23 protein-coding genes are annotated in these 22,703 nt (G+C 70.9%); 13 read left to right on the top strand and 10 right to left on the bottom strand.

What is annotated here, in order from left to right; all coding sequences use genetic code 11:
* Positions 1 to 124 precede the first annotated feature (124 nt).
* The 4 genes from ACZ561_RS15035 to ACZ561_RS15050 form a co-directional block, all read right to left on the bottom strand.
* The gene (locus tag ACZ561_RS15035) at positions 125 to 1,543 is read right to left on the bottom strand and encodes a flotillin family protein (RefSeq protein ID WP_470994305.1); all 1,419 of its coding nucleotides are present in this window, start codon (positions 1,541 to 1,543) and stop codon (positions 125 to 127) included.
* 82 nt (positions 1,544 to 1,625) lie between these two features.
* Positions 1,626 to 1,844 carry a hypothetical protein gene (locus ACZ561_RS15040; RefSeq protein WP_470994311.1) on the bottom strand — a complete coding sequence of 73 codons (219 nt, stop codon included), beginning with the start codon at positions 1,842 to 1,844 and terminating at the stop codon, positions 1,626 to 1,628.
* Between the two features lie 14 nt (positions 1,845 to 1,858).
* On the bottom strand, positions 1,859 to 2,566 hold the full coding sequence (locus tag ACZ561_RS15045; protein ID WP_470994314.1) for an alpha/beta hydrolase: 708 nt from the start codon (positions 2,564 to 2,566) through the stop codon (positions 1,859 to 1,861).
* Positions 2,567 to 2,598: 32 nt separating this feature from the next.
* Complete coding sequence (locus ACZ561_RS15050; RefSeq protein WP_470994317.1) at positions 2,599 to 3,861, bottom strand: MFS transporter; 1,263 nt, start codon at positions 3,859 to 3,861, stop codon at positions 2,599 to 2,601.
* Positions 3,862 to 4,011: 150 nt separating this feature from the next.
* Here ACZ561_RS15050 and ACZ561_RS15055 point away from each other — a divergent pair, with 150 nt between their 5' ends.
* From ACZ561_RS15055 to ACZ561_RS15065, 3 genes are all read left to right on the top strand, one after another.
* Positions 4,012 to 5,034 (top strand): LacI family DNA-binding transcriptional regulator, encoded by a 1,023-nt coding sequence (locus ACZ561_RS15055; RefSeq protein WP_470994319.1) that lies wholly within the window; start codon positions 4,012 to 4,014, stop codon positions 5,032 to 5,034.
* Positions 5,035 to 5,197: 163 nt separating this feature from the next.
* Entirely contained in the window at positions 5,198 to 5,467 is a 270-nt protein-coding gene (locus ACZ561_RS15060) for a hypothetical protein (RefSeq protein ID WP_376435494.1), read from the top strand.
* 153 nt (positions 5,468 to 5,620) lie between these two features.
* On the top strand, positions 5,621 to 6,808 hold the full coding sequence (locus ACZ561_RS15065; protein WP_470994324.1) for a thiolase family protein: 1,188 nt from the start codon (positions 5,621 to 5,623) through the stop codon (positions 6,806 to 6,808).
* 179 nt (positions 6,809 to 6,987) lie between these two features.
* On the opposite strand, the gene trxA is transcribed toward ACZ561_RS15065, so the two are convergent.
* Positions 6,988 to 7,356 carry a thioredoxin gene (gene trxA, locus ACZ561_RS15070; protein WP_470994326.1) on the bottom strand — a complete coding sequence of 123 codons (369 nt, stop codon included), beginning with the start codon at positions 7,354 to 7,356 and terminating at the stop codon, positions 6,988 to 6,990.
* A 196-nt stretch (positions 7,357 to 7,552) separates the two neighbouring features.
* Here trxA and ACZ561_RS15075 point away from each other — a divergent pair, with 196 nt between their 5' ends.
* Together ACZ561_RS15075 and ACZ561_RS15080 are read left to right on the top strand one after the other, a co-directional pair.
* Positions 7,553 to 9,004, top strand: coding sequence for a dihydrolipoyl dehydrogenase family protein (locus ACZ561_RS15075; RefSeq protein WP_470994329.1), 1,452 nt, complete (start codon positions 7,553 to 7,555; stop codon positions 9,002 to 9,004).
* Positions 9,001 to 9,864 carry a 3'-5' exonuclease family protein gene (locus ACZ561_RS15080; protein ID WP_470994332.1) on the top strand — a complete coding sequence of 288 codons (864 nt, stop codon included), beginning with the start codon at positions 9,001 to 9,003 and terminating at the stop codon, positions 9,862 to 9,864. The genes ACZ561_RS15075 and ACZ561_RS15080 overlap by 4 nt, the downstream gene beginning before the upstream one ends.
* A 174-nt stretch (positions 9,865 to 10,038) precedes the next feature.
* Here ACZ561_RS15080 and ACZ561_RS15085 read toward each other — a convergent pair whose 3' ends face one another.
* The gene (locus ACZ561_RS15085) at positions 10,039 to 10,653 is read right to left on the bottom strand and encodes a TetR/AcrR family transcriptional regulator (RefSeq protein WP_470994459.1); all 615 of its coding nucleotides are present in this window, start codon (positions 10,651 to 10,653) and stop codon (positions 10,039 to 10,041) included.
* Between the two features lie 140 nt (positions 10,654 to 10,793).
* Between ACZ561_RS15085 and ACZ561_RS15090 the strand changes: the two genes are divergently transcribed.
* Together ACZ561_RS15090 and ACZ561_RS15095 are read left to right on the top strand one after the other, a co-directional pair.
* Positions 10,794 to 12,188, top strand: coding sequence for a purine-cytosine permease family protein (locus ACZ561_RS15090; RefSeq protein WP_470994336.1), 1,395 nt, complete (start codon positions 10,794 to 10,796; stop codon positions 12,186 to 12,188).
* Positions 12,189 to 12,218: 30 nt separating this feature from the next.
* Entirely contained in the window at positions 12,219 to 13,880 is a 1,662-nt protein-coding gene (locus ACZ561_RS15095; RefSeq protein ID WP_470994338.1) for an amidohydrolase, read from the top strand.
* A gap of 46 nt (positions 13,881 to 13,926) precedes the next feature.
* On the opposite strand, the gene ACZ561_RS15100 is transcribed toward ACZ561_RS15095, so the two are convergent.
* From ACZ561_RS15100 to ACZ561_RS15110, 3 genes are all read right to left on the bottom strand, one after another.
* Positions 13,927 to 14,586: a DUF305 domain-containing protein gene (locus ACZ561_RS15100; RefSeq protein ID WP_470994340.1), complete on the bottom strand. Its 660-nt coding sequence runs from the start codon at positions 14,584 to 14,586 to the stop codon at positions 13,927 to 13,929.
* Positions 14,587 to 14,700: 114 nt separating this feature from the next.
* On the bottom strand, positions 14,701 to 15,114 hold the full coding sequence (locus ACZ561_RS15105) for a DUF6153 family protein (RefSeq protein ID WP_470994343.1): 414 nt from the start codon (positions 15,112 to 15,114) through the stop codon (positions 14,701 to 14,703).
* Positions 15,115 to 15,229: 115 nt separating this feature from the next.
* On the bottom strand, positions 15,230 to 15,574 hold the full coding sequence (locus ACZ561_RS15110; RefSeq protein ID WP_470994345.1) for a tetratricopeptide repeat protein: 345 nt from the start codon (positions 15,572 to 15,574) through the stop codon (positions 15,230 to 15,232).
* 144 nt (positions 15,575 to 15,718) lie between these two features.
* Between ACZ561_RS15110 and ACZ561_RS15115 the strand changes: the two genes are divergently transcribed.
* The 4 genes from ACZ561_RS15115 to ACZ561_RS15130 all read left to right on the top strand — a co-directional run bounded on the left by ACZ561_RS15115 (position 15,719) and on the right by ACZ561_RS15130 (position 19,212).
* Complete coding sequence (locus tag ACZ561_RS15115) at positions 15,719 to 16,684, top strand: pirin family protein (protein ID WP_470994349.1); 966 nt, start codon at positions 15,719 to 15,721, stop codon at positions 16,682 to 16,684.
* A gap of 189 nt (positions 16,685 to 16,873) precedes the next feature.
* Positions 16,874 to 17,377, top strand: coding sequence for a hypothetical protein (locus ACZ561_RS15120; RefSeq protein WP_470994352.1), 504 nt, complete (start codon positions 16,874 to 16,876; stop codon positions 17,375 to 17,377).
* 162 nt (positions 17,378 to 17,539) lie between these two features.
* Positions 17,540 to 18,280, top strand: coding sequence for a class I SAM-dependent DNA methyltransferase (locus tag ACZ561_RS15125; RefSeq protein ID WP_470994356.1), 741 nt, complete (start codon positions 17,540 to 17,542; stop codon positions 18,278 to 18,280).
* Between the two features lie 356 nt (positions 18,281 to 18,636).
* Positions 18,637 to 19,212 (top strand): hypothetical protein, encoded by a 576-nt coding sequence (locus ACZ561_RS15130; RefSeq protein WP_470994359.1) that lies wholly within the window; start codon positions 18,637 to 18,639, stop codon positions 19,210 to 19,212.
* A gap of 71 nt (positions 19,213 to 19,283) precedes the next feature.
* Here the strand turns inward: ACZ561_RS15130 and ACZ561_RS15135 are convergent, their stop codons facing one another.
* A complete protein-coding gene (locus ACZ561_RS15135; protein WP_470994363.1) occupies positions 19,284 to 19,820 on the bottom strand; it encodes a DUF4240 domain-containing protein in 537 nt (178 codons plus the stop codon).
* An 863-nt stretch (positions 19,821 to 20,683) separates the two neighbouring features.
* On the opposite strand from ACZ561_RS15135, the gene ACZ561_RS15140 reads away from it, so the two are divergent.
* Both ACZ561_RS15140 and ACZ561_RS15145 read left to right on the top strand, forming a co-directional pair.
* Positions 20,684 to 21,223, top strand: coding sequence for an ArsR/SmtB family transcription factor (locus ACZ561_RS15140; protein ID WP_470994367.1), 540 nt, complete (start codon positions 20,684 to 20,686; stop codon positions 21,221 to 21,223).
* Entirely contained in the window at positions 21,220 to 22,506 is a 1,287-nt protein-coding gene (locus tag ACZ561_RS15145; RefSeq protein WP_470994369.1) for an MFS transporter, read from the top strand. The genes ACZ561_RS15140 and ACZ561_RS15145 overlap by 4 nt, the downstream gene beginning before the upstream one ends.
* Positions 22,507 to 22,703: the final 197 nt, after the last annotated feature.

Raw genomic sequence — 22,703 nt, forward strand, 5'->3', positions numbered from 1 at the left:
CAACTGACGTCCGTACGACCGACTTCCACACGACTGGACATCCGACGGATCTGCCGCGGACGCACGACCGGGGCCCGACGCCAGTACGGCGCCGGGCCCGGCCTGTCGTCGCGCTCCGGAGCGGCTAGTCCTGGTCGTCCCCGACCGGGATCACCTCCGCCCGGGGAGCCGGCGGCGCCGCCCCGTTCACCGAGGGCGCCACGGCGGTCCGGGCGTCCGGACCCATCGTCGAGAGCAGCTGACGGGCCAGGCCGAGGCCGGTCCCGCCCATGGTCAGCGCCTTCGCGAACATCTCCGCCATGCCGTCGGCGCCGTTCAGCAGGACCATCTGGTCCACGTTGCCGAAGGCGGACGCGCCCGCCTCGACGATCTCCGGCCACTTCTCGGCCAGCTGCTGGGCGACCACGGCCTCCTGGTTCTCGGCGAGCGCCGCGGCCCTCGCCTTGATCGACTCGGCCTCGGCCAGACCCTTGGCCCGGGTCGACTCGGCGATGGCGAGCCCCTTCGCCTGCTGAGCCGCAGCCTCCGCCTCACCGGTCAGCCGGGTCGCCGTCGCCTGCGCGGCACTGGCCAGCTCCGTCTCCTTGGCCTCCGCCTGCGCCGCCGAGATCCGGGCGTCGCGTTCGGCCTCGGCCCGCGTCCGGGTCTTGTACGCCTCGGCGTCCGCGGGCTTGCGGACATCCGCCTGGAGCTGCTGCTCCTTGCGGTGTGCCTCCAGCTCGGCGACACGGGTCTCCTGGACGACGACCTCCTGACGCGCCCCGGCCTCGGCCAGCGGACCGGCCTGCCGGGCCTTCGCGGACGCCTGGTCCCGCTCGGCCTGATAGCCGGCCTGAAGGATCTCGCTGTCGCGGGTCGCCTCCGACATCCGCGCCGCGGCCTGCTGTTCGGCCTCGGTCGCCCGCCGGTTGGCCTCCGCCTGCGCGATACGGGCGTCGCGCTGGACCGCCGCGGCGTGCGGCGCGGCCAGGTTCTTGATGTACCCGGTCGGGTCCTCGATCTCGTGGATCTGCAGCGAGTCGACGATCAGACCGAGTTTCTCCATCTCCGTGCCACAGGCCGAACGGGCCTGCCCGGTCAGCTTCTCCCGGTCACGGATCATGTCCTCCACCGTCAACCCGCCGACGATGGCGCGCAGATGACCGGCGAAGACGATGTGCACCCGCTCCGACATCAGCTTCTGCTGGTCGAGGAAACGGCGGGCCGCGTTGGCGATCGACACGAAGTCGTCGCCCACCTTGAAGATCACCACACCCCGGACCTTGAGCGGAATGCCCTGGTGGGTCACGCACTCCACCTGCAGCTGGGTCTCGTTGAGGTCGAGCGACAGCTTCCGTACCGCCTGGACGCCCGGCAGCACGAGCGTGCCGCGCCCGGTGACGATCCGGAAGCCCATCCCCTCGCCGAGCCCCTCCATCTTGTGGTTGGAGCCGGAGATGATGAGCGCTTCGTTGGGTTCCGCGACGCGCCACATCAGTTTGAACAGTGCGATGAGAACGAGGACGGCGGCGATCGCGCCGCCCGCAAGGATGCCGATGCCCATGGGCAGCTCCCCCTTCACCGGAGCCGTGCGGATCCGGTGAAGGGAGTGTGCGCCTCCTCACGGCAGACGCTCAATGGATCGGTCAACTGTCGTACGCGGCTGTGACATAGACGGTGCGTGGAGGGAGATGTTCCATGACCAGCACCACCGTTCCGGTCTCGATCCGCTCCTTGGGATTGGCGGCATGGGCGAGGAAGTGCTCCGCGCCGCCCCGGATCCGGACGATCACCTCGCCGACGAGGCCGGGTCCGACGGTGCCGGTGACCCGGCCGAGCATTCCGACCATCGAGACGTCGTCCATGACCAAAAGGTACGTCAGATCCAGCCGTCCAGGGCGGTCATGAACCCTTCGAAGTCGTCCCGGTGGATCGTATGACCCGCGCCGACGACCGTACGGAGTTCGAACCCGCGCTCCTTGAGCATCTGGGCCTTGTCGGCCGGGATCAGGAAGCTCGGGTCGGCCAGCGTGATCAGCGACGGGACGAACGGCCGCACGGGCCACATGTCCCGGCCGACGACGTCCACCAGACCGTGGGCGGTCCGCTCGTCCCAGAGCTTCACCGTCTCGACCTCGATGTCGAGATCCACCTCCGCCCAGCGGCGGTTGAGGATCCTGATGTGCTCGCGGGTGAGGGACTTGCCCTGGGTGAACAGCTCCGGGCGGTAGCCCTCCTCCCCGGCCGGCAGATGCCAGGCCGGGTCGGAGTAGACCGCGCGGCGCGGTGCGAGCCGCTCCACGGCGGCGGCGAGGGCCAGTGCGCCGAGCGAGTGGCCCACAGCCAACTCGGCTCCGGCGGGCAGGGTTTCGACGAGGTCGTCGGCGTAGTCCGACGGGCGGTAACCCTCGGGGCCCTCGGCGCGCGGGCTCACGCCGTGACCGCGCAGGTCCACGGCGATCACCCGGTAGCCGCGCTCGGCCAGGGCCGGTCCGACCTGCCGCCAGGTGCGGTGGTCGGCCATGATGCCGTGGACCAGCAGCGCGATCCGGTCACCGGATCCCCAGGTGGTGGTGTTCAGTCGCACGTCGATGCCTCTCGGGTGTCGTCTTCTCGTCTTCAGCGCACGGTACGGATCGGGCGCACGGCGAGCGCCCCGAGCACCGACAGTACGGCGGCGACCAGGAAAAGCGCGGTGTATCCGCCGCTCAGCGAGACGATGAGCGAGGCGACGAACGGCGCGACGATCTGCGGCCCGGCGTTGGCGACGTTGAGCACGCCCATGTCGCGGGCCGCGTCCTCGGCCTTCGGCAGCACCATGGTGACCAGCGCCGTGTCCACGGCCATGTAGCAGCCGAAACCGAGGCCGTTGACGACGGAGAAGGCGATCATCGCTGTCCAACTCGTCGACACCGCCGGGATCGTGAGGGCGACGGCGGCGAGCGCGGCCGAGGCGCCGACGAAGAGCTTGCGGCGGTCGTAGCGGTCGGAGAGCCAGCCGCCCAGCACCGTGGAGACGATCATGGCGACCGCGTTGAGCGGCATCAGGATCGCCACGGCCTCCTCGGCCGTGAGCCCGGCCGGCAGGTCGGTGTGGTCCTTGAGGATGTACAGCTGGAAGCCGGCGACCGCGAAGTAGCCGAGGATCAGCAGCGCGCGGCCGATGAACGCCCAGCGGAACTCGTGGTCCTTCAGTGCGCTGCCGAAGGCGGCGATCTGCTGCTTCACGGGCAGCGGGGCCTTGGCGGGCATCCGCTGCTCGCGGGCGCACGTGGTGAACAGGACGGCGGCGGCCGCCACGATCACGCCGAAGACCAGATAGCCGGTGCGGTAGTCCTCCGAGAACGCGGCGCCGATCAGCGCGCCGATGGTGGAGCCGATGGGCAGGCCGAGCCCGACGGCCGCCGATGCCTTGCCGCGTGAGGCCATCGGCACGCGGTCGGGTACGACCGAGGTGATGGCGGCCTGGTAGACGTTCATGACGGCCTGGCCCAGACACCAGGCGATCATCACCAGCAGGATCGTGTGCACGCTGCCGAGCAGGAACATCACGGGTATCGCGAGCAGGCCGCCCGCCAGGATCCAAGGGTTGCGCCGCCCCGAGCGGTCCGAGAGCGCGCCGGCCACCGGGTTGAACACGGTGGCGAAGATGGCGGAGACGCCGGAGACCAGGCCGAAGTTGGCCACCTTGTTCGCCGGATCGATGTCCTCGATCTGGAGCGCGAGGAGCATCCCGGGGACGCCGACGTACAGCGCGTACATCGCCGTGTTGCCGGTCAGGAGCAGGGACAGCAGACCGCGGGTCGGCCCGGGGGCCGAGGGGGAGCCGACGCCGGGGGTGGTGCCGGCGGTGGTGCCGGAGCCCGGGGAGGAAAGGGCCACAGTGCCCTCCTGAGGAGATCGCCCGTGCGGGGCGAGGAGCGGATCGAGAAGGGTGACACGTGTCAGTGACACGCGTCAGCACTGTGTAGCACTCGATTCCGGCCATCCGCCAGACCCTGGGCCGGATTGGTCTGGAAAGATGCCGGAGCGATGAGCCAGTCACCCAGACAGTCCGCCGAACGTGCCGTCCCGACCAGTGCCGATGTCGCACGTCTCGCGGGCGTCTCCAGAGCGACCGTGTCGTACGTGCTGAACAACACCGCGGCCGTACGGATCAGCGAGCCGACGCGCCAACGGGTGCGCGAGGCGGCGGAGGAGCTCGGCTACGTGCCCCACGCCGCGGCCCGCAGCCTGCGCGCCGGCCACAGCCGGATGGTCCTCCTGCCCACCGCGCAGGTGCCCATCGGCCCGCTCTACAGCACCTTCTTCAACGAACTCCAGTGGGCCCTGCGCCGCCTCGACTACACCGTGGTGCAGTACGGCAGTCTCGGCCTCGACGGGGACGAGGCCGCCCGCGCCTGGGCGGAGCTCCGCCCGGTCGCGGTGGTCTCCTTCGGCGAGGTCGAGCTGACGCCGAACGGCGTCGAGATCCTCAAGCGCTCCGGTGCGAAGGCCGTGATCACCGTCGGTCCCCAGCGGGTCGCGGGAACGCACGCCCTGGTCATGGACCAGGGGAGGGTCGGCCGCGTCGCCGCCCGGCATCTGCTCGAGCGGGGCAGGCGCCGGATCGGCGTGGTGGTTCCCGAGGAACCGGGTCTGGAGATGTTCTCGGGCCCCCGGCTGGACGGCGCGCGGCAGGCGGTGGCGGGGACGGAGGCCACTGTCGTACCTCTGCCGCTGCGGTACGAGGAGGATGCGGCGAACGAGCTCGCCGGGCGGTGGCGTGAGCTCGGGCTCGACGCCGTCTTCGCGTACAACGACGAGTACGCGATGCTGCTGATGCGCGCCCTGCAGGATGCCGGGATCTCCGTCCCGGAGGAGACGGCGGTCGTCGGATCCGACGATCTGCTGCTCGGGAGGCTGCTGCGGCCCAGGCTGACCACGGTCCGGATCGACATGGTGATCGGCCGGCGCCTCGCGGAGCTCGTCGACAGCGCGGTGCGCGATCCGGAGGGCACTCCTGAGGCGCGGGAGCTGATGGCCTCGCAGGTCGTGCCCAGGGAGTCCAGCTGAGCGCTCGACGCCGGAAGTCGAGCTCGGTGCTCGCCTTTCAGGGGCCCGCCGAGCGCTCGGCTCCGGGGAGTCGAGCTCGGTGCTCGCCCTTCGGGGCCCCATGAGTGCTCGCCCCCCGGCGGTCGGCTGAGCGCTCGGGGCCGCGGCGGCTTAGCGTCGAGGCATGAGCACCTTTCCGAGGCGTTTCGAGATCCTTCTCGTTCCCGAGCACGTGGAGGACCGGGGCGGACGGTCCGTCGAGGACAGCGCGGTCCGGTCGGCGGTCGTCGAGGCCACCGGCCGGACCGGCTCCTCGGGGTATCCGCGCTACGAGGGCCACGGCCTGGCCGCGGACATCGACCCCGAGACCCGCACCGTCGAGGCGCTGCTGGTCGACGGCCGCGAGCTGGACTACGGTCTGACGGCGCTGATCCGGCACGCGACGGGGGAGTGACCCGCGGGTTCCGGTGGTATCGGTTCATCCGCCACGCATCGAAATGCGGGACCGTTGACATGAGGCGCCGCCCGACGGAGACTCGGCGCGCACGAAATGAAGGAAAATTCACCAGACGAACGCTGCATCCGAAGGTCACGTGGGAGAGAACCGATGAGCATCCGCGACGTCTACATCGTCGACGCCGTCCGTACGCCGATCGGCAAGTTCGGGGGCGCGCTCTCCTCCGTGCGGCCCGACGACCTCGCCGCACACGTGGTGAAGGCGCTCGTGGATCGCACGCCCGACCTCGACCCGGCCCGGATCGACGACGTCTACTTCGGCGACGCCAACGGCGCGGGTGAGGACAACCGCGACGTGGCCCGCATGGCCGTCCTGCTCGCCGGGCTCCCCACCTCCGTCCCGGGCGTCACCGTCAACCGCCTCTGCGGCTCGGGTCTCGAGGCGGTCATCCAGGCCGCCCGCGCCGTCGCGCTCGGCGACGCCTCCGTGGCGATCGCGGGTGGTGTCGAGTCGATGTCCCGCGCCCCCTGGGTCCTGCAGAAGCCCGAACGCGCCTTCCCGGCCGGCCACCAGCAGCTCCACTCCACGACGCTGGGCTGGCGCATGACCAACCCGCGGATGCCCGCCGAGTGGACGGTCGGCCTCGGCGAGGGCGCGGAGCTCGTCGCCGACAAGCACGGCATCACCCGCGAACAGCAGGACGCGTTCGCCCTGGCCAGCCACCAGAAGGCCGCCGCGGCATGGGGCAAGGGGCTCTACGACGGCGAGGTGGTGCCGTACGCGGGCGTGGACCTCGCCCGCGACGAGTGCATCCGCGACACCACCTCGATCGAGGCTCTCGCCAAGCTGAAGCCTTCGTTCAGGAGTGAGGGCGGCACGGTCACCGCGGGCAACGCCTCGCCGCTCAACGACGGCGCCGCGGCCCTCCTCCTGGTCGACGAGGACGGGCTTCGGGAGACCGGCCGCGAGCCGCTGGCGCGCATCCGCGCCTCCGCCGTCACGGGGATCGAGCCGCAGCTCTTCGGCCTCGGTCCGGTCGAGGCGGTCCGGCGCGCCCTCGAGAAGTCGGGACGCTCCTTCGCCGACCTGACGACGTTCGAGCTGAACGAGGCCTTCGCCGCCCAGTCGCTCGGCTGCCTCGCCGAGTGGCCCGAACTCGACCCCGAGATCGTCAATCCGCGCGGTGGCGCCATCGCCATCGGCCACCCGCTGGGCGCCTCCGGCGCGCGGCTCGCCGGCTCGGTGGCCCACCAACTCGCCGCGGCGGGCTCGGGCACCGGCCTCGCGGCCCTGTGCATCGGCGTCGGCCAGGGGCTGGCGCTGGTCCTGGAGCGCTGATCCTGCGGGGCCGAGTCGGCAGCGCTGAACCTGCGGGGCTGAGTCGGCGGGGCTGTGTCGCCGAGTTGAGCCGGCGGCGGGTGAGGCAGGGCAGGCGCTCGGCCTTGCGTGCCCCGCGTGACCACGGGAATGCCGGAGGGGCGGTACGGGAGATCCCGTACCGCCCCTCCGGCTCGCTCCTACTGCTGCTGCTTCGCGTCCTCGATGGACTTGCGTACCTCGTCCATGTCGAGCTTGCGCGCCTGACCGATCACGTCCTCCAGGGCGGCCTCCGGCAGAGCGCCGGGCTGTGCGAACACGGCCACGTTGTCGCGCACGATCATCAGCGTCGGGATCGAGCGGATCTCGAACGCGGCGGCCAGCTCCTGCTGCGCCTCGGTGTCGACCTTGGCGAAGACGAGGTCCTCATGACGCTTGGACGCCGCCTCGAAGACCGGTGCGAACTGCCGGCACGGACCGCACCAGGAAGCCCAGAAGTCGATCAGAACGAAGTCGTTGTCACTCACGATCTGGTCGAAGTTTTCCTTGGTGAGCTCAACAGTGCTCATGCTTTCTACCTCTCCGGGTCTCCTGGCGGGTGTCCCTCACGGTCCCCTGGGGACTCGCCCCGCACAACGGTGTATCGAGTCGCGCTATTCCACGCGGTTCCACGCTGTTCGGCGCGGGCACGGCTCTCGTTCCGAGCGTGCAGGGCCGCGCCTTCCCCTGTGGCCGCGGCGCACACCTGCCACCAGACTGGGGCCCATGACACATGAGGTGGAGCACGCGTACGACGTGGTGGTCCTGGGTGCGGGGCCGGTCGGCGAGAACGTCGTGGACCGGGCCAGGGCGGCCGGACTGAGCGTGGCGGTCGTGGAGAGCGAACTGGTCGGCGGCGAGTGCTCGTACTGGGCGTGCATGCCCAGCAAGACGCTGCTGCGCCCGGCCATCGCCCGCTCCGACGCCCGCATGGTGCCGGGGCTGCGCCAGTCGGTCCAGGGACCGCTGGACGCGGCGGCCGTGCTCGCCCACCGCGACTACTACGTCTCCGACTGGAAGGACGACGGTGCCGTCCGCTGGCTCGACTCCACCGGCGCCCGCCTCTACCGCGGGCACGGCCGACTGCGCGGCACCCGCAAGGTCGCCGTCGCGGGGCCCGAGGGTGAGCACCACGTCCTCACCGCCCGGCACGCCGTCGCCGTCTGCACCGGAACCCGCGCCGCGCTGCCCGATCTGCCCGGCCTGACCGGGGCCAGGCCCTGGACCAGCCGCGAGGCCACCAGCTCCCACCATGTCCCGGGCCGGCTGATCGTGGTCGGCGGGGGAGTGGTCGCCGCGGAGATGGCGACCGCCTGGCAGGCCCTCGGCTCCCACGTCACGGTCCTCGTACGCGGCAAGGGGCTGCTGTCCCGGATGGAGCCGTTCGTCGGCGAACACATCGCCGACGCCCTCACCGAGCGCGGCGCGGACATCCGAACCGGCGTCGACGTCGCGGCTGTCGTACGTGACGGGGGTACGGGGCCGGTCACCGTGGTCCTGGAGGGCGGCGACCGGGTCGAGGGCGACGAGGTCCTCTTCGCCACCGGCCGCAGCCCGCGCACCGACGACATCGGCCTGGAGACCGTCGGCCTGGAGCCGGGCTCCTGGCTGCCCGTCGACGACACCCTCCGTGTCACCGGCAGCGACTGGCTGTACGCCGTCGGGGACGTCAACCACCGTGTCCTGATGACCCATCAGGGCAAGTACCAGGCCCGGATCGCCGGGGCCGCGATCGTCGCACGGGCGGCCGGCGCCGAGGTTTCGGAGACCGAGCGCTGGGGCGCGCACACGGCCACCGCCGACCACGCTGCCGTGCCGCAGGTGGTCTTCACCGACCCCGAGGGTGCGTCGGTCGGACTCTCCCTCGCCGAGGCCGAACGCGCCGGACACCGCGTCCGCGCCGTCGACCTGGACCTCTCGGGCGTGGCCGGCGCGGGCCTGTACGCGGACGGATATCGCGGCCACGCGCGTATGGTCGTCGACCTGGACCGCGAAACCGTCCTCGGGGTCACCTTCGTGGGTCCGGGCATCGGCGAACTGCTCCACTCGGCGACCGTCGCCGTCGCGGGCGAGGTGCCGATCGACCGGCTCTGGCACGCCGTCCCCGCGTACCCGACGCTGAGCGAGGCGTGGCTGCGGCTCCTGGAGGCGTACCGGGACGGTGCGGGGGAGTCATGACCCCCGGGGCCCCGGACCTCACCAACGACTACGACGGGCCCTGCGCCGTCTGCGGGGCGGTCGTACCGGCCGGGGCCGGAGTGCTCCGGCACGGCCCGACCGGCGGCTGGGAGGTCTTCCACCCCGGGCACGTACCTGAGCCCGCGCCGCCGGCCCGGCAGGATCTTCCGGGCTGGCACCGGCGCCATCTCCTGGCGCTGGACATCTCGACCACCGGCAACAGGGTGGCCGTCGACCGGATCCTTGCCGCGGCCGTCCGGGGCAGTGACGGTGCGATCGGAGATTGGATCATGGATCCTGGATCCAATGTCCAATATTCGTCGCCGGACAGGATCCATGGAGTCACTCCGGAGCGTGCCCCGGCGGAGGGGGTGCCCGCCGCCCGAGCCCTGGACGAGGTGGCCACCCTGCTCGCCGACCACCTGGCGTCGAACGAGATCCTGGTCGTCTGGTTCGCCCCGTACGTCCTGACCATGCTCCACACCGAGCTGCTCCGTCACGGCGTGCCCACGTTGACCGACCGGCTTCCGCACGGAGTGGCGCCGGTCTGCGATCCCCTGGTCCTGGACCGCCACGCCGACCGCTACCGCGCCGGCTCCCGCTCCCTGCGGACCGTCACCGCCTGGTACGGCATCCCGCACGACCGCCCCGGGGAGCCCGCGTCCGACGCGGAGGCCACGCTGGAGCTCGCCCAGGCCCTCGCGGCCTCGTACCCGTCCCTCGCCCGGCTCTCGCGCCCCGCACTGCACACCGAGCAGATCCGCTGGAACGCCGAGCAGTCCCGCTGCCATCCCGACGCCCTGGAGTGGCCGTTCGCCACCGTCGAGCCCTTGCCGTGGGAGGCCCCGCCGGCCGACTGACGGGGTTGTTCGCCCGGAGCCCTCGCGGCCCCGGCCGCCCCGCGGCCTCGCGCCGCCCTAGCGGCCCGGCCGCCTGGAAGCCTCGCGGCCCGCCGCCCCGCGCCGCCCTCGCGGCCCGCCCGGCTGCCCCGCCGCCGCGCCGACGACGCTGAAGAACCGTCGAGCGCCCCCGCCTCAAGCTCTCGGGATCAGCCGGTCCGCCGCCGCGCGGGCCGCCTGGAGCGCCGGGCGCGCGTCCGGTCCGGATTCCTGGCCGAGGACCACGCGGGTGCTCAGACCGTCGAGGAGTGCCAGGAGTTCGGAGGCGCGGGCCGTGACGTCGGCCGCGTCCATCGGTGCGAACCGGGACTGGGCCACGCCCTTGGCGAGCAGCGTCTCCAGATCCTCCTGCCAGCCGCGGTCCAGCTCCCGCTGGGCCTCGCGCAGGGCTTCGTTCCCCGGGGTGCGGGGCCAGAGCTCGATCCAGAGCGTCCAGCGCGGATCGCGCGGGCCGTGCGGGAGATAGAGCCGCAGGAAGAGGTCGAGCTTGCGCTCCGCCGTCAGCCGCCGCGCGAGCAGCGTACGGCGCTCCTCGGCGAGGGCCGCCTCGCTCCAGCGCAGCACAGCGAGCAGGAGCAGATCCTTGCTGCCGAAGTAGTACAGGATGTGGCCGCCGCTCGTCCCCAGGCGTTCGGCCAGCGCCGACATGGTCAGCGAGGCGAGGCCGCCCTCGGCGATGGCCGCCATGGCTTCCTCGAGCATCCGTTCCTGGGCGATGTGCCCGTCGCGTCGCCGCGCTGCCCCTGCCACCCGCTCCGCCTCCGTCACCCCTGACCCGATGGTCACGACTTTAACCGGGGGCCCGGAAGGTCTTGACGCGGCGGACCCCTCTCCCACATCTTGAATGCCATTCTAAGTTCTAGAACGGCATTCAAAGTCTGGGAGTGCGCATGGTGCAGATGGAGACAGCGGCGGACGTCGGTCGCGACCAGGTCTTCCAGGTCGAGGGCCACGGCATCGACCCCATCCCCGACGCCGAACGCCACGGCAGCGCCAAGGACGTCTTCTGGCTCTGGTTCGGCTCCAACCTCACGTTCACCTACGTGATCAACGGCGCTCTCGCCGTCGCCTTCGGGCTCTCCTTCTGGCAGGCCACCGCGGTCGTCGTCATCGGCGGACTCTCCTTCTTCGTCATCGGCGCCGCCGGACTGAGCGGCGTCCGTACCGGCACCGCCACCCTCGTCATATCCAGAGCCGCCTTCGGCGTCCGCGGCAACTGGCCCGCCGGGCTGCTCAACTGGGTCGTCAGCATCGGCTACACCATCGTCAACACGGTCGTCGGCACCCTCGCCCTCGACGCCCTCTTCGCCGACCTCGGCTGGAGTGCCGGGCACGCCTCGCGCGCCCTCGCCCTGTTCGTCACCCTCGCCCTGACCTTCGCCGTCGCCCTGTGGGGCCACGCGACCGTCCAGTTCGCCGAACGCTGGATGGCCTACGCCCTCGCGCTCGGCTTCGCCGGCCTGCTGGTCTTCGTGCTCCCCGGCGCCGACACCGCCGCACCGGCCGCGGGACCCGGCGCCACCGGCTGGAGCCTCGCCTTCGTCGTCATGCTCGCGGGCCCCTTCTCGTACCTCCCGATGCCCGCCGACTACACCCGCTACCTGCCCCGCACCACCTCGCTCAAGGCCCTCACCTGGAGCGGGGCGCTCGGCGGCTTCCTCTCCTCCGTCGCCCTGGGCGTCGCCGGGGTCGCCGCCGCGACCCAGGCGGACATGACGGACGCGGTCGCCGGCGCCGAAGGGCTGCTCCCCGGCTGGTTCCAGCCCCTCTTCCTCGCCCTGATCCTCGGCGGCTCGGTCACCAACTCGATCATCACGCTCTACTCGTCGAGCCTGAACCTCCAGGTCCTCGGCATCCCGTGGAGTCGCGCCCGCGCCATCGTGATCAGCGCCGCCGTCACCGCCCTCGGCTCGCTCGGCGCACTCTTCCTCACCGACTTCACCACCTCGCTCCTCGCCTTCCTCTCCCTCCTGATCATCGTCTTCGCCCCCTGGGGCGGCGTCTTCCTCGCCGACATGGTCCTGCGCCGCTGCGCCTACGACTCCGACGCCCTGCACGCGGGACCGGGCGGCGGCTACTGGTACCGCTCCGGCTGGCACCCGGCCGGGATCGCCGCCCTGCTCGCCGGAATGCTCTTCGCCGCCCTCACCTGCGACTCCGAGCTCTGGACCGGTCCGCTCGTCGCCCCACTCGGCGGCGCCGACCTCACCCTCCTCGGCGCGGCCGTCTCCGCCATCGTCTACGTCCTCCTCGCCCGCCGCAGCGTCACCCCCGCACGGCCGTAACACCCCTGAAAGAAGCTGGAGTCCGCCCGAATGAACAGCACCACCCCCGCCGATCTGGTCCTCACCCGGGCCCGGATCCACACCGTCGACCCCGCCCTGCCGGAGGCCGAGGCGCTCGCCGTGCGCGACGGACGGATCGTCTGGCTCGGCGCGGACGCCGACGCGGCGATCTGGGCCGGACCCGACACCCGGATCATCGACGCGGGGGGCCGACTTGTCCTGCCCGGGTTCATCGACGCCCACAACCACGTACGCCTCGGCTCCGACGACGCCTGCGTCCAGCTCGCCGGTGCCCGTACCCTCGACGAGATCCATGAGCGGATCCGCACCTGGCACACGGCCCACCCCGACGCCCCGTGGATCGAAGCCGAGGCCTTCGACTACTCGGCGATCCCCGGCGGGCGGATGCCGACCGCCGCCGACCTCGACCCGGTCACCGGCGACACCCCCGCACTCGTCCTCAGCTACGACGTGCACACCGCCTGGCTCAACACCGCCGCCCTGCACCGCCTCGGCATCGACCGGGACCATGTCGACGTACCCTTCGGCACCGCCGTGACGGACCCCGAGACCGGCGAACCCACCGGATTCGTCAAGGACTTCGCGGTCAAGGGGCTCTCCCGCGCCGGCCACCGCGCCCTGCGCGAGCTCGGCCTGCCGTGGGCCGCGCCCGACCGTCAGTACGGTCGGCTCGCCAAGAGCCTCGACGACGCCATCGGCTACGGCATCACCACCGTCGTCGAACCCCAGAACTCCCTCGACGACCTGGCCCTCTTCGAGCGGGCCCGCGCCGAGGGCCGGCTCCGTTCCCGGATCGTCGCCGCCCTCTTCCACCCGCGTGGCACCACAGAGGCCGATCTCGACGAATTCGCCGCCGCTGCACGGAAGTTCGACGACGACCGGTTCCGGGTCGGTCCCCTCAAGCTGTACATCGACGACGTCGTCGAGCCCCGTACGGCCGCCCTTCTGGAACCGTACGCCGGGTGCGGACACCACCGCGGCGACACGTTCTACCCGCCGGAGGAGTTCGCCGACCTGCTCACCGGACTCGACGCGCGCGGCTTCCAGTGCTTCGTGCACGCCACCGGCGACCGCGGCATCCGTACGGTCCTCGACGCCGTCGCCCGCGCCCGCGCCGCCAACGGGCCACGCGACGCGCGCCATCAGGTCGTCCACGTCGAGTGCCTCGACCCCGCCGACACCCCGCGCTTCGCCCAACTGGGGGTCGTCGCCTGTATGCAGCCCCGGCACGCGGCCCCCGACATCGCGGGACCCGGCCAGGACTGGGCGGAGAACATCGGCCCCGACCGCTGGCACAAGGCCTGGCCCCTCCGTAGCCTGCACGCCGCCGGAGCCGTTCTCGCCCTCTCCAGCGACTGGAACGTGGCCGAGATGGACCCCATGGTCGGCATCTACACGGCTGTCACCCGCCGCCCGCTCCACGGCGGCGGGGAGCCCTGGACCCCGGAGGAGACGATCGACGTCGCCACCGCGATCGAGGGCTACACCATGGGTTCGGCGTACGCCAACTTCCTCGAAGAGGAGCGGGGCTCGCTCAGCGTCGGCAAGCTCGCCGACTTCGTGATCCTCTCCCGCGACATCCTCCGCACCGACCCGGAACGGATTCCGGGAACGGTGGCCGAGACCGTCGTGGTGGGCGGCGAGGTCGTCCGTACGGTCGCCGCCCGCTGAGGTACCGGCGGCCCTCTGGAAAGGGAGGGCCGCCGGTACGGGACCGTCAGAGGCGGCCGAGGATCTTCCGCAGCTCCGTGATCTCGGCGGACTGGGTCCGCACCACGTCGTCGGCGAGCTTCTTCGCCGTGTCGTTGCCGCCGTCCTTCTGCTCGGCCCTGGCCATCTCGACCGCCCCTTCGTGGTGGGCGATCATCAGCTCGGCGAACTTCCGGTCGAAGGCCTCACCCTTGAGGGACTCCAGGTCCTTCATGTCCTGCTCGGACATCATCCCGGCCATGCCGTGGCCGCCGTGGGCGCCGCCGTGACCGCTCTGACCGGCGGACTCGGGCTTGCCCCAGCCCTTGAGCCAGGACCTCATCCTCTGGATCTCGGGATTCTGGGCCTTCTCGACATCGGCGACGATCTTCTTGACGCCGGCGTCCTCGGCCCGCCCCTCGGCGAGCTTCGCCATCGCGAGGGCCTGCTCGTGGTGCGGGATCATCGCCTGCGCGAACGCGACGTCCGCGTCGTTGAAGGCGCCGGGGGCGCCGACGGGGGCGGAGGCGGTGGGAGTGGCGCCGGCGGACGCGCCGGTCTTCCCGCCGTGGTTCATCCCGCTCGTGGAGCCGCTGTCGGAGCCGCAGGCGGAGAGCAGGAGCGCCGCGGCGGCGACGGCGCCGGCGAGCGCGAGCTTCCTGCTGGTGGGGTTGATGAAGGCACGCATGTGTGTCACACCTCGTGTGCTGTCGTACCGCGTACGCGAGCGACGCGTACGCGCGGAAAGGGCTGAACGGACGCTTCTGCGGGCAGCACAAAGTGCCCGCGGTGGCGGTTCGGCCTAAATCCGCAGAACGGACAGCTGAGCGAGGTCGGGAGGTATGGGCGGCGGGGCGTTCGGTCCCAGCGCGTGGGTGAGTCGGCCGAGCAGCCCGACCAGCCAGTCGGGGCGGCGTCCGAGCGCGGCGAGCACGAACCGCGCCAGCGCCCAGATGCCGAGGACCGCCACGCAGAGCGTGGTCATGTCCATACCCATGCCGGGATCGTGGGAGGAGGAGGCGGGCGCCTCGGCGTCCATCTGGTGCGGGGCGGCGGAGACATGCGTCATGCCGTCCGCCGCGGCGTCCGACGGGCTCTCGGGGTGACCCACGGCATGCATCACGAAGACACCGAGGGCGAGCACCACGACGAGCAGCAGCTGCGCCAAGGCGCCGCCCGCTCTCGTGCTGCTGCGTCCCACTCGTCCCGTACGCACCGCTCGAACCTCCCGCGACGACCTTACCGAACCGCCTCCGGCTCCTCGCGAAGGCCACGCCTCGGCGGGCCGGGGCGCGCAGACCGCGGTCCCCTGAGGAGCGGCTTCGGGCTGCTCAGTCGAGCTGCTCCCCGGTCATCGCGGCGGCGAGCCGCAGGTGCGGCGCGGCCTCCGCGGCCCGCCCCTGGCGCTCCAGGGTGCGGCCGAGCATGAGCCGGGCGTAGTGCTCCACCGGGTCCCGGTCGAGCACGGCCCGCAGCTCGGTCTCGGCGCGGGACAGCTGAGCGGAGTGGTAGTAGGCGCGGGCGAGCAGCAGGCGCTGGGCGGTCTGCTCGGGGTGCTCGGCGACCAGGCCGCGCAGGATGCGGACGGCCGTCCGGTACTCCTTCGCCTCGAAGAACAGCTGGGCGCGGTCCCAGCGCTCACCGGCTGTTCCGAACTCGTAGTACGTGTCGTTCACTTGCACTCCCTCGTGGGATCCCTACCCTGCCATCCGGGTGGGGCGACACCGTCGTCAACACCGGAGAGTGGTTGAGGATTCCACTACGAACTTCCGCGTGGGGACACGCCCACGTCGTCCCCGGACAGGAATAGGTTGAGCGTCATGAGCAATCTTGATCGTCAGGCCGCCCTCAGCGTCTGCGGCGGCCGCGGCTTCGTCGTCGCCGAGCCGGTGCGGGAACTCCTCAGCCCCCGCCATGTCCAGCTCGGCGAGTCGACCGAGGTCCGCCGCCTGCTCCCGAACCTCGGCCGCCGCATGGTCGGCGCCTGGGCGTTCGTCGATCACTATGGTCCCGACGACATCGCCGACGAGCCCGGAATGCAGGTCCCGCCGCACCCGCACATGGGGCTCCAGACCGTGAGCTGGCTCCATGAGGGCGAGGTCCTGCACCGCGACAGCACGGGCAGCCTCGAGACGATCCGCCCGCGCGAGCTGGGCCTGATGACGTCGGGCCGGGCGATCTCCCACTCCGAGGAGAGCCCCAGGCCCCATGCCCGCTTCCTGCACGGCGCACAGCTGTGGGTGGCGCTCCCTGACGCCCACCGCCACGTCGAGCCCCACTTCCAGCACCACGCGACCCTCCCGCAGGTCACCGCCCCCGGCCTGACGGCCACGGTGATCATGGGCGAACTCGATGGCGCGGAGTCCCCCGGCACCACCTACAGCCCCCTGATCGGCGCCGACCTCGCCCTGGCGGCGGGCACGGAGACGAACCTCCCGCTGGAGCCGGACTTCGAGTACGCGGTCCTGTCGATGTCGGGCGAGGCCCACGTCGACGGCGTCCCGGTTCTCCCCGGCTCGATGCTCTACCTCGGCTGCGGCCGCACGGAACTCCCCCTGCGCGCGGCCTCGGACGCCGGCCTGATGCTCCTGGGAGGCGAGCCGTTCGAGGAGGAGATCGTCATGTTCTGGAACTGGATCGGACGGTCCCAACAGGATATCGAAGAAGCGCGCGAGGCGTGGACGAACGGCACCAGGTTCGGCGAGGTGAAGGGCTACGACGGCGCTCCACTTCCGGCCCCGGCACTGCCCGCGACTCCGCTGAAGCCGCGGGGGAGGGTGCGCTGAGCTGCCGACCCCGTGCGCGCCACCGCGCACGGGGCCCGGCGTCGGGCGCGCTCTCCGTGATCACTCCAGCCACAGCAAGATCACGGCATCAAGCCGGTGCTCCGTGTCGGCAAGCCGGTCAGAGTGTCATGGACGGTTCTCACCAGCTGCAGCATGACCAAGGCACCGGCGCAGCCGGCACGAGGATCTGTGGGAAGTCTGTTGAGGGGTGTCTCCGGGGTCCGCTGGGGAGAACTGCGCGACGCGACCGAGGCTCCGGCCGGCGGGATTCCCCCTCTGCTGTCCCGGATCGCGTACGGGGACGAGGACACGGCCCGCATCGCCATCGATGAACTGGGCGACGCCATCTGTGCGCTGGGGTTCGTCGTCGGCGAGGCAACCGCTCCCACGGTCCCGTTCCTTCTCGAACTGGCCGGGTCCCCGCATGTGACGTGCAAGGCCGAGTTGTTGACCCTGCTGGGCGACATCTACCCGACCGCCCAGTGGCACTCCGCCGCGGCGGCGGCCAGGGACGGCAAGCACGACACGAACTACCGGCTGCAACCCGGCTGGGAGGCAGCCGTGAGGACAGCAATGGACACGGGCCGGTCAGTCATCGAGCATGTCGCCAACTCCGTTCGGCCGGAGGAGGCGACACCTGCTCGGAAGTTGTTGCAGGTCATGGACGACACCCCACCCTTTGCGAAGCTATGAGCGGTCATCGCACGTCAAGGTGGTTGGGCTCCGAGGGTGATGATCCGGGTGTGCTGGGTCCCCTGAAGGGTCTGTACCGGCCTGCCCCGAGCCGTGTGATCGGAGCCGGTGGAAGGTAAATGCGTCGACAGCGGCCCTCGGTGCCCGGCAAAATGGCCGCCCGTGACGAGCAGTGAGCTGTGGACCCGTGCGACCGCCGACCGCTACGACGCCGAGGAGGCCGAGACGTCCTCGGCCGCCGCTCTCGGACCGACTCTCGCCTTCCTCGCCGAGCTCGCCGGGGCCGGCCGGGCACTGGAGTTCGCCATCGGGACCGGACGAGTGGGCGTCCCGCTCCGGGAACGGGGTGTGCCGGTAGCGGGCATCGAACTGTCCGAGCACATGGCAGCGGTGCTGCGGCGCAAGATGGACGAGGACACGCTCCCGGTAGTCATCGGGGACATGGCCACCACCGTCGTTCCCGGCGAGTTCACCCTGGTCTATCTCGTCTACAACACCATCACGAACCTGCTCACGCAGGACGAGCAGGTCGAGTGCTTCCGCAACGCCGCACGTCATCTCGAGCCCGGCGGCCGATTCGTCATCGAGCTGGGCGTGCCGCCGCTGCGGTTCCTGCCGCCCGGCCAGGTCGCGGTGCCGTTCGACGTCTCCGAGCAGCATCTCGGCTTCGACACCTTCGACCTCGTCGAGCAGATCCTTGTCTCGCACCACCTCACCCGCGACGGCGACGACGGCCGCTACCGGCGCGACAACTCCCGGCACCGCTACGCCTGGCCGGCAGAGCTCGACCTGATGGCACGGATCGCTGGGCTCGAGTTGGAACGTCGCGTCGCGGACTGGGACGGGGCGCCGTTCACCCAGGACTCCGCGAAGCACATCTCCGTGTGGCGCAAGCCAACCTGAGGCCGGCCACCGGGCCGTCAACGTGAGCCGTGCCTGTCGTGAAGCTCCGCGACGAAGCGACGATCCTGTCGGACTGGGGGGTTGGAGCGGTTGCAGATGACCGATCTCGGCAACACGGTCGACGATCCATGGAGCCGCCGGCCGGCTGGGCGAGATGCTCCCCGCCCTCTTCCTTCCCCGACCACGGATGTGAGACTGGTGCGCCCGCATGTTCAGGTGTCGCGTACTCGCGGCCGAACCCGGATGGGGCTTGCCCTGAGTGATCTGCGCGAGCTCGACGGCACCCCGCAGTCTGCTGGTTGGTGATGGGCATGATGGGCGGCGGCAAGTACCCGGGTGTTTCCAGAGGAGCGACTGTGGCGTTCGAGACCGAAACCGATTTCGGAGGCGCCGAACGGGATGAGTGGTCTTATTCGCCTGCAGTCGGCGTCGGACCGCTCCGGTTCGGTATGACCGTCGACGAGGTGGTCGAGGCGGCTGAGATTCTCGGCCAGACGGAGGTCAGCGATTGTGCACGGGACTACGCGATCTTCTCGCCGACTTGGAAGATCGAAGTCCACCGTCGCGGCGTGGCTCCTTCTCCGCCTGCCGTCACGGCCTACGTGAGCCAAGCTGCGGGGCTGTTCTGCATCGCTGCCGACGCCGCGCAAGGTCCCCAGGTCGCGTACGACGGACTCCCGCTGGTCGGGAGAGACCTGTCGGAGCTGGAGAGCGATGCGATCGCGTATGCCGAGGCGATGGACGTGCACTTTCGCTACACGCCCGAGGGCTACGCAGGACCGGATGACCCCGGGGTTCTCATACGCGGGCAACTAGTCGGGCATGTTCTCCGCTCGCGTCCGCTGTTCATGGTGACGCGCGACGGCGCGAACACCGAATGGGACTCGATGCCCTCCGACGAGTACCACGTCAAGGGCAAGTCCATGGCTTGACGTAGTGTGACGGACAGTGATGTTCGGCAGTCTCCGCTCCTTGACGTCGCCTCCTGACTGCGACCTTCCGCCTACTTCAGATAGAGCGCTGCCAAGCGGGGCAGTCGGCGAGCCATTTCGTTGTGGTCATCGAAATCGACGTTCCAGGTGGGGTCCAGCTCCGGGTAGCGGATGGTGGGTGGGCTCGCGGGGAGCTGATCACCGGTCGCCGAGATGTGTGCGTTCCAGGCGATGCCCAGCATGTCCTCACCCTCCAGGTCGACGCCGTCGGCCGCGGAGGCTTGAACGATGGGCAGTTCTGCCAGGGCATCGGGGTCAGCGACTGCGCGGTCGAAGACTTCACGGCCCTGAGTGATCAGCCAGCCGCGGAAGTAGTCGAAGCCGTCGTCGGAGCACCCACCGTTGGCGATGTAAGCAGCGGCCCAGAGAGGATTGGTGTAGGAATCAACCATCAGGTCCCACAGCACCTGCTCAGCGGCGACGATCTCCTCGACCGGCCGGGAGGCCAGCAGCAAGGTCGCCTTGCGAGCGACCGCTTCGCCGTCGTTCGGGTTGGACGCCTGATTGCGGGCTGCCTCAATGAGCTGCCAGAACTGCTGTTTGTTCATGGGGGCAGAGCCTGCCACAGGGTACTGACATTGCTTTCGGAGGTGGACCTGGAGGCTCACTGGGTTCATGGGGTGTCCGGGCCGGCGGCTGGGGAAGAGCCACTGTGTGCTTCTGCTGCTGACATAGGGGAGGTGCTGGCGGGACCGGATGTAGGCACGCATCAGGTCGGCGACGGGCTCCGGCAGCGGGGACGGCGGGTCTCCCAGCTCGACGGTGAAGGTGGTCCCGTCGTCGGTGACGTCGTCGGTCGTGAGGCGGACCATACGACTGACGGACGGACTGCGCGTAGAGGAGAGCGAGCGCGGCGGCGACCCGGGCCCGCAGGGGCAAGGAGTCGTCGTCGAGGACACGCCCGATCATCGCGAGCCGGCGGTGCTGGTGCAGCGGTTCCCGGACCTGGCTGATGACCGCGGGTGGCAGCGTGAGGTGGGGCATCCGGCCGGTCTTCATGCACCATCGCAGGAATGACTGGGACGGACGACGCGTGGCCAGACTCTCGGTGCGCCATGCATCGATGTCGGCCTGCCGGCGCTGCCCGATTGCGCGCCCTCGGTCGGCGAGCCATGAGAGGAAGGCGCCTGGTTGGGTGACCTCCTGCGCTTGGCGTGGTTGGTCTGGGAGCGTCCCGGCGGGGCCTTCTCGGCCTTTGCCCGCAGGCGCCTCATCTGGTGCCACCTGGCAAAGTGCCGGAGAACATGGGGGTGTTCGGGTTCCTCGACGGTGGCGAGCCGTGCGGTCAGCCGGCGCTGGTGGAGCAGGAGCTGCCTGTCGACTCGCGGGAGGACACCGGGGCAGCCGATTTTCGGACACCCCATCGAAAATCCCTTGCCCAATGGTCAAGAAGTGTTGACCATTGGGTCCCATGCCTACCGCTGATCTCCCCGAGTCGTTCCACGTCACCACTGACGAGCAGCTACGTGCCGTTTCCAATCTCACGCGCCACCGGATCATGGCCGTGCTCCGCTTCGAGCCCGCGACGATTACGCAGATCGCCGAGCGAGTGGGCCTCGCGAAGGGGAGTTCCAGCTACCACGTACGGCTGCTGGAGCGGGCAGGCCTGGTGACGGTGGTACGAACGCGCAAGGTCCGGGGGGTCACCGAGCGGTACTACGCGATGGCCGCGCGGTCGATCGTGCTGCCGGATCCGGGCGAGGGAGGGTCGGATGTGCTGATGCGGCATGCGGTGGCGGATCTGGAGGCAGCGCCGGTGGATGGCGAGCGGCACGTACGGAGGGCGCATCTGAGGCTCACCGACGAGCAGTTCGCGGAGCTGGGGGCGCGGCTGCAGGCGCTGGCGGACGAGTACCGGGAGCTGTCCGATCCGTCGCTGCCGGACGCGTCCCTCGTCTTCGCACTGTTCCACCCGGCACGGCGCGAGCAGGCAGAGGACGGTTCCAAGTGACCTCAGAAGTACGGAAGTTGCCGACCGGGTTCGGACGGTTGTGGACCGCGCAGACGGCGTCCTCGCTCGGTGACGGGGTGACGCATGCCGCGCTGCCGCTGCTCGCGTTGACGTTGACCCGGGATCCGATGGCGCTCGCCGTCGTCACGGCCGCCGGAACGCTGCCGTGGCTGCTCTTCGGGGTGCTCGGCGGTGCACTGGTGGACCGCTGGGACCGCCGGCGCACGATGTGGGTCACGGACGCGGCGCGTGCGGTGCTCCTCGCGATACCGGCGGCAGCGGCCGCGTTCGACATGCTGAGCATTCCCCTGCTCGCGGCCGTCGCCTTCCTGCTCGGCCTCGGCGGACTGTTCTTCGACACGGCCGCCACGGCCTATCTGCCGGATCTGCTCGGCCGCGACCCCGCGCTCCTGGAACGCGCCAACTCCCGCCTGCGCGGCACCCAGACCGCCGCGTCCGGCTTCGCCGGGCCGCCCGTGGGCAGTGCCCTGCTCGCGCTCGGGCGGGCGGTTCCGCTGCTCGCCGACGCGGTCTCGTTCGCGCTCTCCGCACTGCTCGTACGGTCGCTGCCTGCCGCTTCCCGGCCCGTACCGCAGGCCAGTGAGTCGCTGCTGCGGCAGGCGCGGGCCGGCGCCTCGTACGTATTCCGGGATCAGTTGCTGCTCGGGCTCGCACTGCGTCCGGCGGTCGGGAACATTGCCTTCCTCGCCGTGGAGACCGTACTCGCCCTCTTCGCGCACGACCGTCTCGGCATCGACACCTTCGGCTTCGGCCTGCTCCTCACGGCGGAGGCCACCGGCGGTCTGCTCGGCGCGGGCATCGCCTCCTTCCTCGGCCGACGCCTCGGCACCGGTACCGCTCTGACCTGCACGGCCGCAGTCGAGGGACTCGCCATCCTGGGCCTTGCCGGCGCCCCGAACCCGTACGTCGCCGGCCTCGCGCTCGCCGTCTGCGGCGCGGGCATGGGCGCCACGATGGTGCTCGGCCCCTCCCTCCGACAGGCGATCGTCCCCGCCCACCTGATGGGCCGGGTCGCTTCCACCTCCCGCATGCTCGCCATGTGCGCCGCCCCGTTCGGCGCGTTCCTCGGCGGCTGGCTGGCCACCACCTACGACGTACGCACCCCGCTCTACACCGCCGCCGGCCTCCTCCTCACCATGACCGCCGTCACCGCGACCATGACCAGCAACCGCCGGGTTGAGGCGGCGCTGCGTGCCGCTGCCCCCGCCGATGATCCAGATCACCCGAAATCCTCGGATCCCGTTCAGGAGCGCGCCCTTTAGGGCTGCGCGAGGTCGTTGAGCCTGCGCTTAGCCCAGCTCGGGTTCCTCGCCTCGGCCCCCGTAGCGTCGGGCGCCTGGCCTCCACGGGAGGCAACGAGTGGCCCGGCGGGCCGGGTGAGCCACCGTCAGTCCACGTCGTCCTCGGCGGCCTCCGGGTCCCGGAAGGGGGCGCAGGTCCTGACCGGATCCGCCGGCCT

This window comes from Streptomyces sp. NPDC039609, assembly GCF_055596705.1.

Coding starts and splice junctions, on each gene's coding strand:
- ACZ561_RS15035 (WP_470994305.1), bottom strand. CDS start 1,543: ATGGGCATCGGCATCCTTGCGGGCGGCGCGATCGCCGCCGTCCTCGTT.
- ACZ561_RS15040 (WP_470994311.1), bottom strand. CDS start 1,844: ATGGACGACGTCTCGATGGTCGGAATGCTCGGCCGGGTCACCGGCACC.
- ACZ561_RS15055 (WP_470994319.1), top strand. CDS start 4,012: ATGAGCCAGTCACCCAGACAGTCCGCCGAACGTGCCGTCCCGACCAGT.
- ACZ561_RS15060 (WP_376435494.1), top strand. CDS start 5,198: ATGAGCACCTTTCCGAGGCGTTTCGAGATCCTTCTCGTTCCCGAGCAC.
- ACZ561_RS15065 (WP_470994324.1), top strand. CDS start 5,621: ATGAGCATCCGCGACGTCTACATCGTCGACGCCGTCCGTACGCCGATC.
- trxA (WP_470994326.1), bottom strand. CDS start 7,356: ATGAGCACTGTTGAGCTCACCAAGGAAAACTTCGACCAGATCGTGAGT.
- ACZ561_RS15075 (WP_470994329.1), top strand. CDS start 7,553: ATGACACATGAGGTGGAGCACGCGTACGACGTGGTGGTCCTGGGTGCG.
- ACZ561_RS15080 (WP_470994332.1), top strand. CDS start 9,001: ATGACCCCCGGGGCCCCGGACCTCACCAACGACTACGACGGGCCCTGC.
- ACZ561_RS15090 (WP_470994336.1), top strand. CDS start 10,794: ATGGTGCAGATGGAGACAGCGGCGGACGTCGGTCGCGACCAGGTCTTC.
- ACZ561_RS15095 (WP_470994338.1), top strand. CDS start 12,219: ATGAACAGCACCACCCCCGCCGATCTGGTCCTCACCCGGGCCCGGATC.
- ACZ561_RS15100 (WP_470994340.1), bottom strand. CDS start 14,586: ATGCGTGCCTTCATCAACCCCACCAGCAGGAAGCTCGCGCTCGCCGGC.
- ACZ561_RS15115 (WP_470994349.1), top strand. CDS start 15,719: ATGAGCAATCTTGATCGTCAGGCCGCCCTCAGCGTCTGCGGCGGCCGC.
- ACZ561_RS15135 (WP_470994363.1), bottom strand. CDS start 19,820: ATGAACAAACAGCAGTTCTGGCAGCTCATTGAGGCAGCCCGCAATCAG.
- ACZ561_RS15140 (WP_470994367.1), top strand. CDS start 20,684: ATGCCTACCGCTGATCTCCCCGAGTCGTTCCACGTCACCACTGACGAG.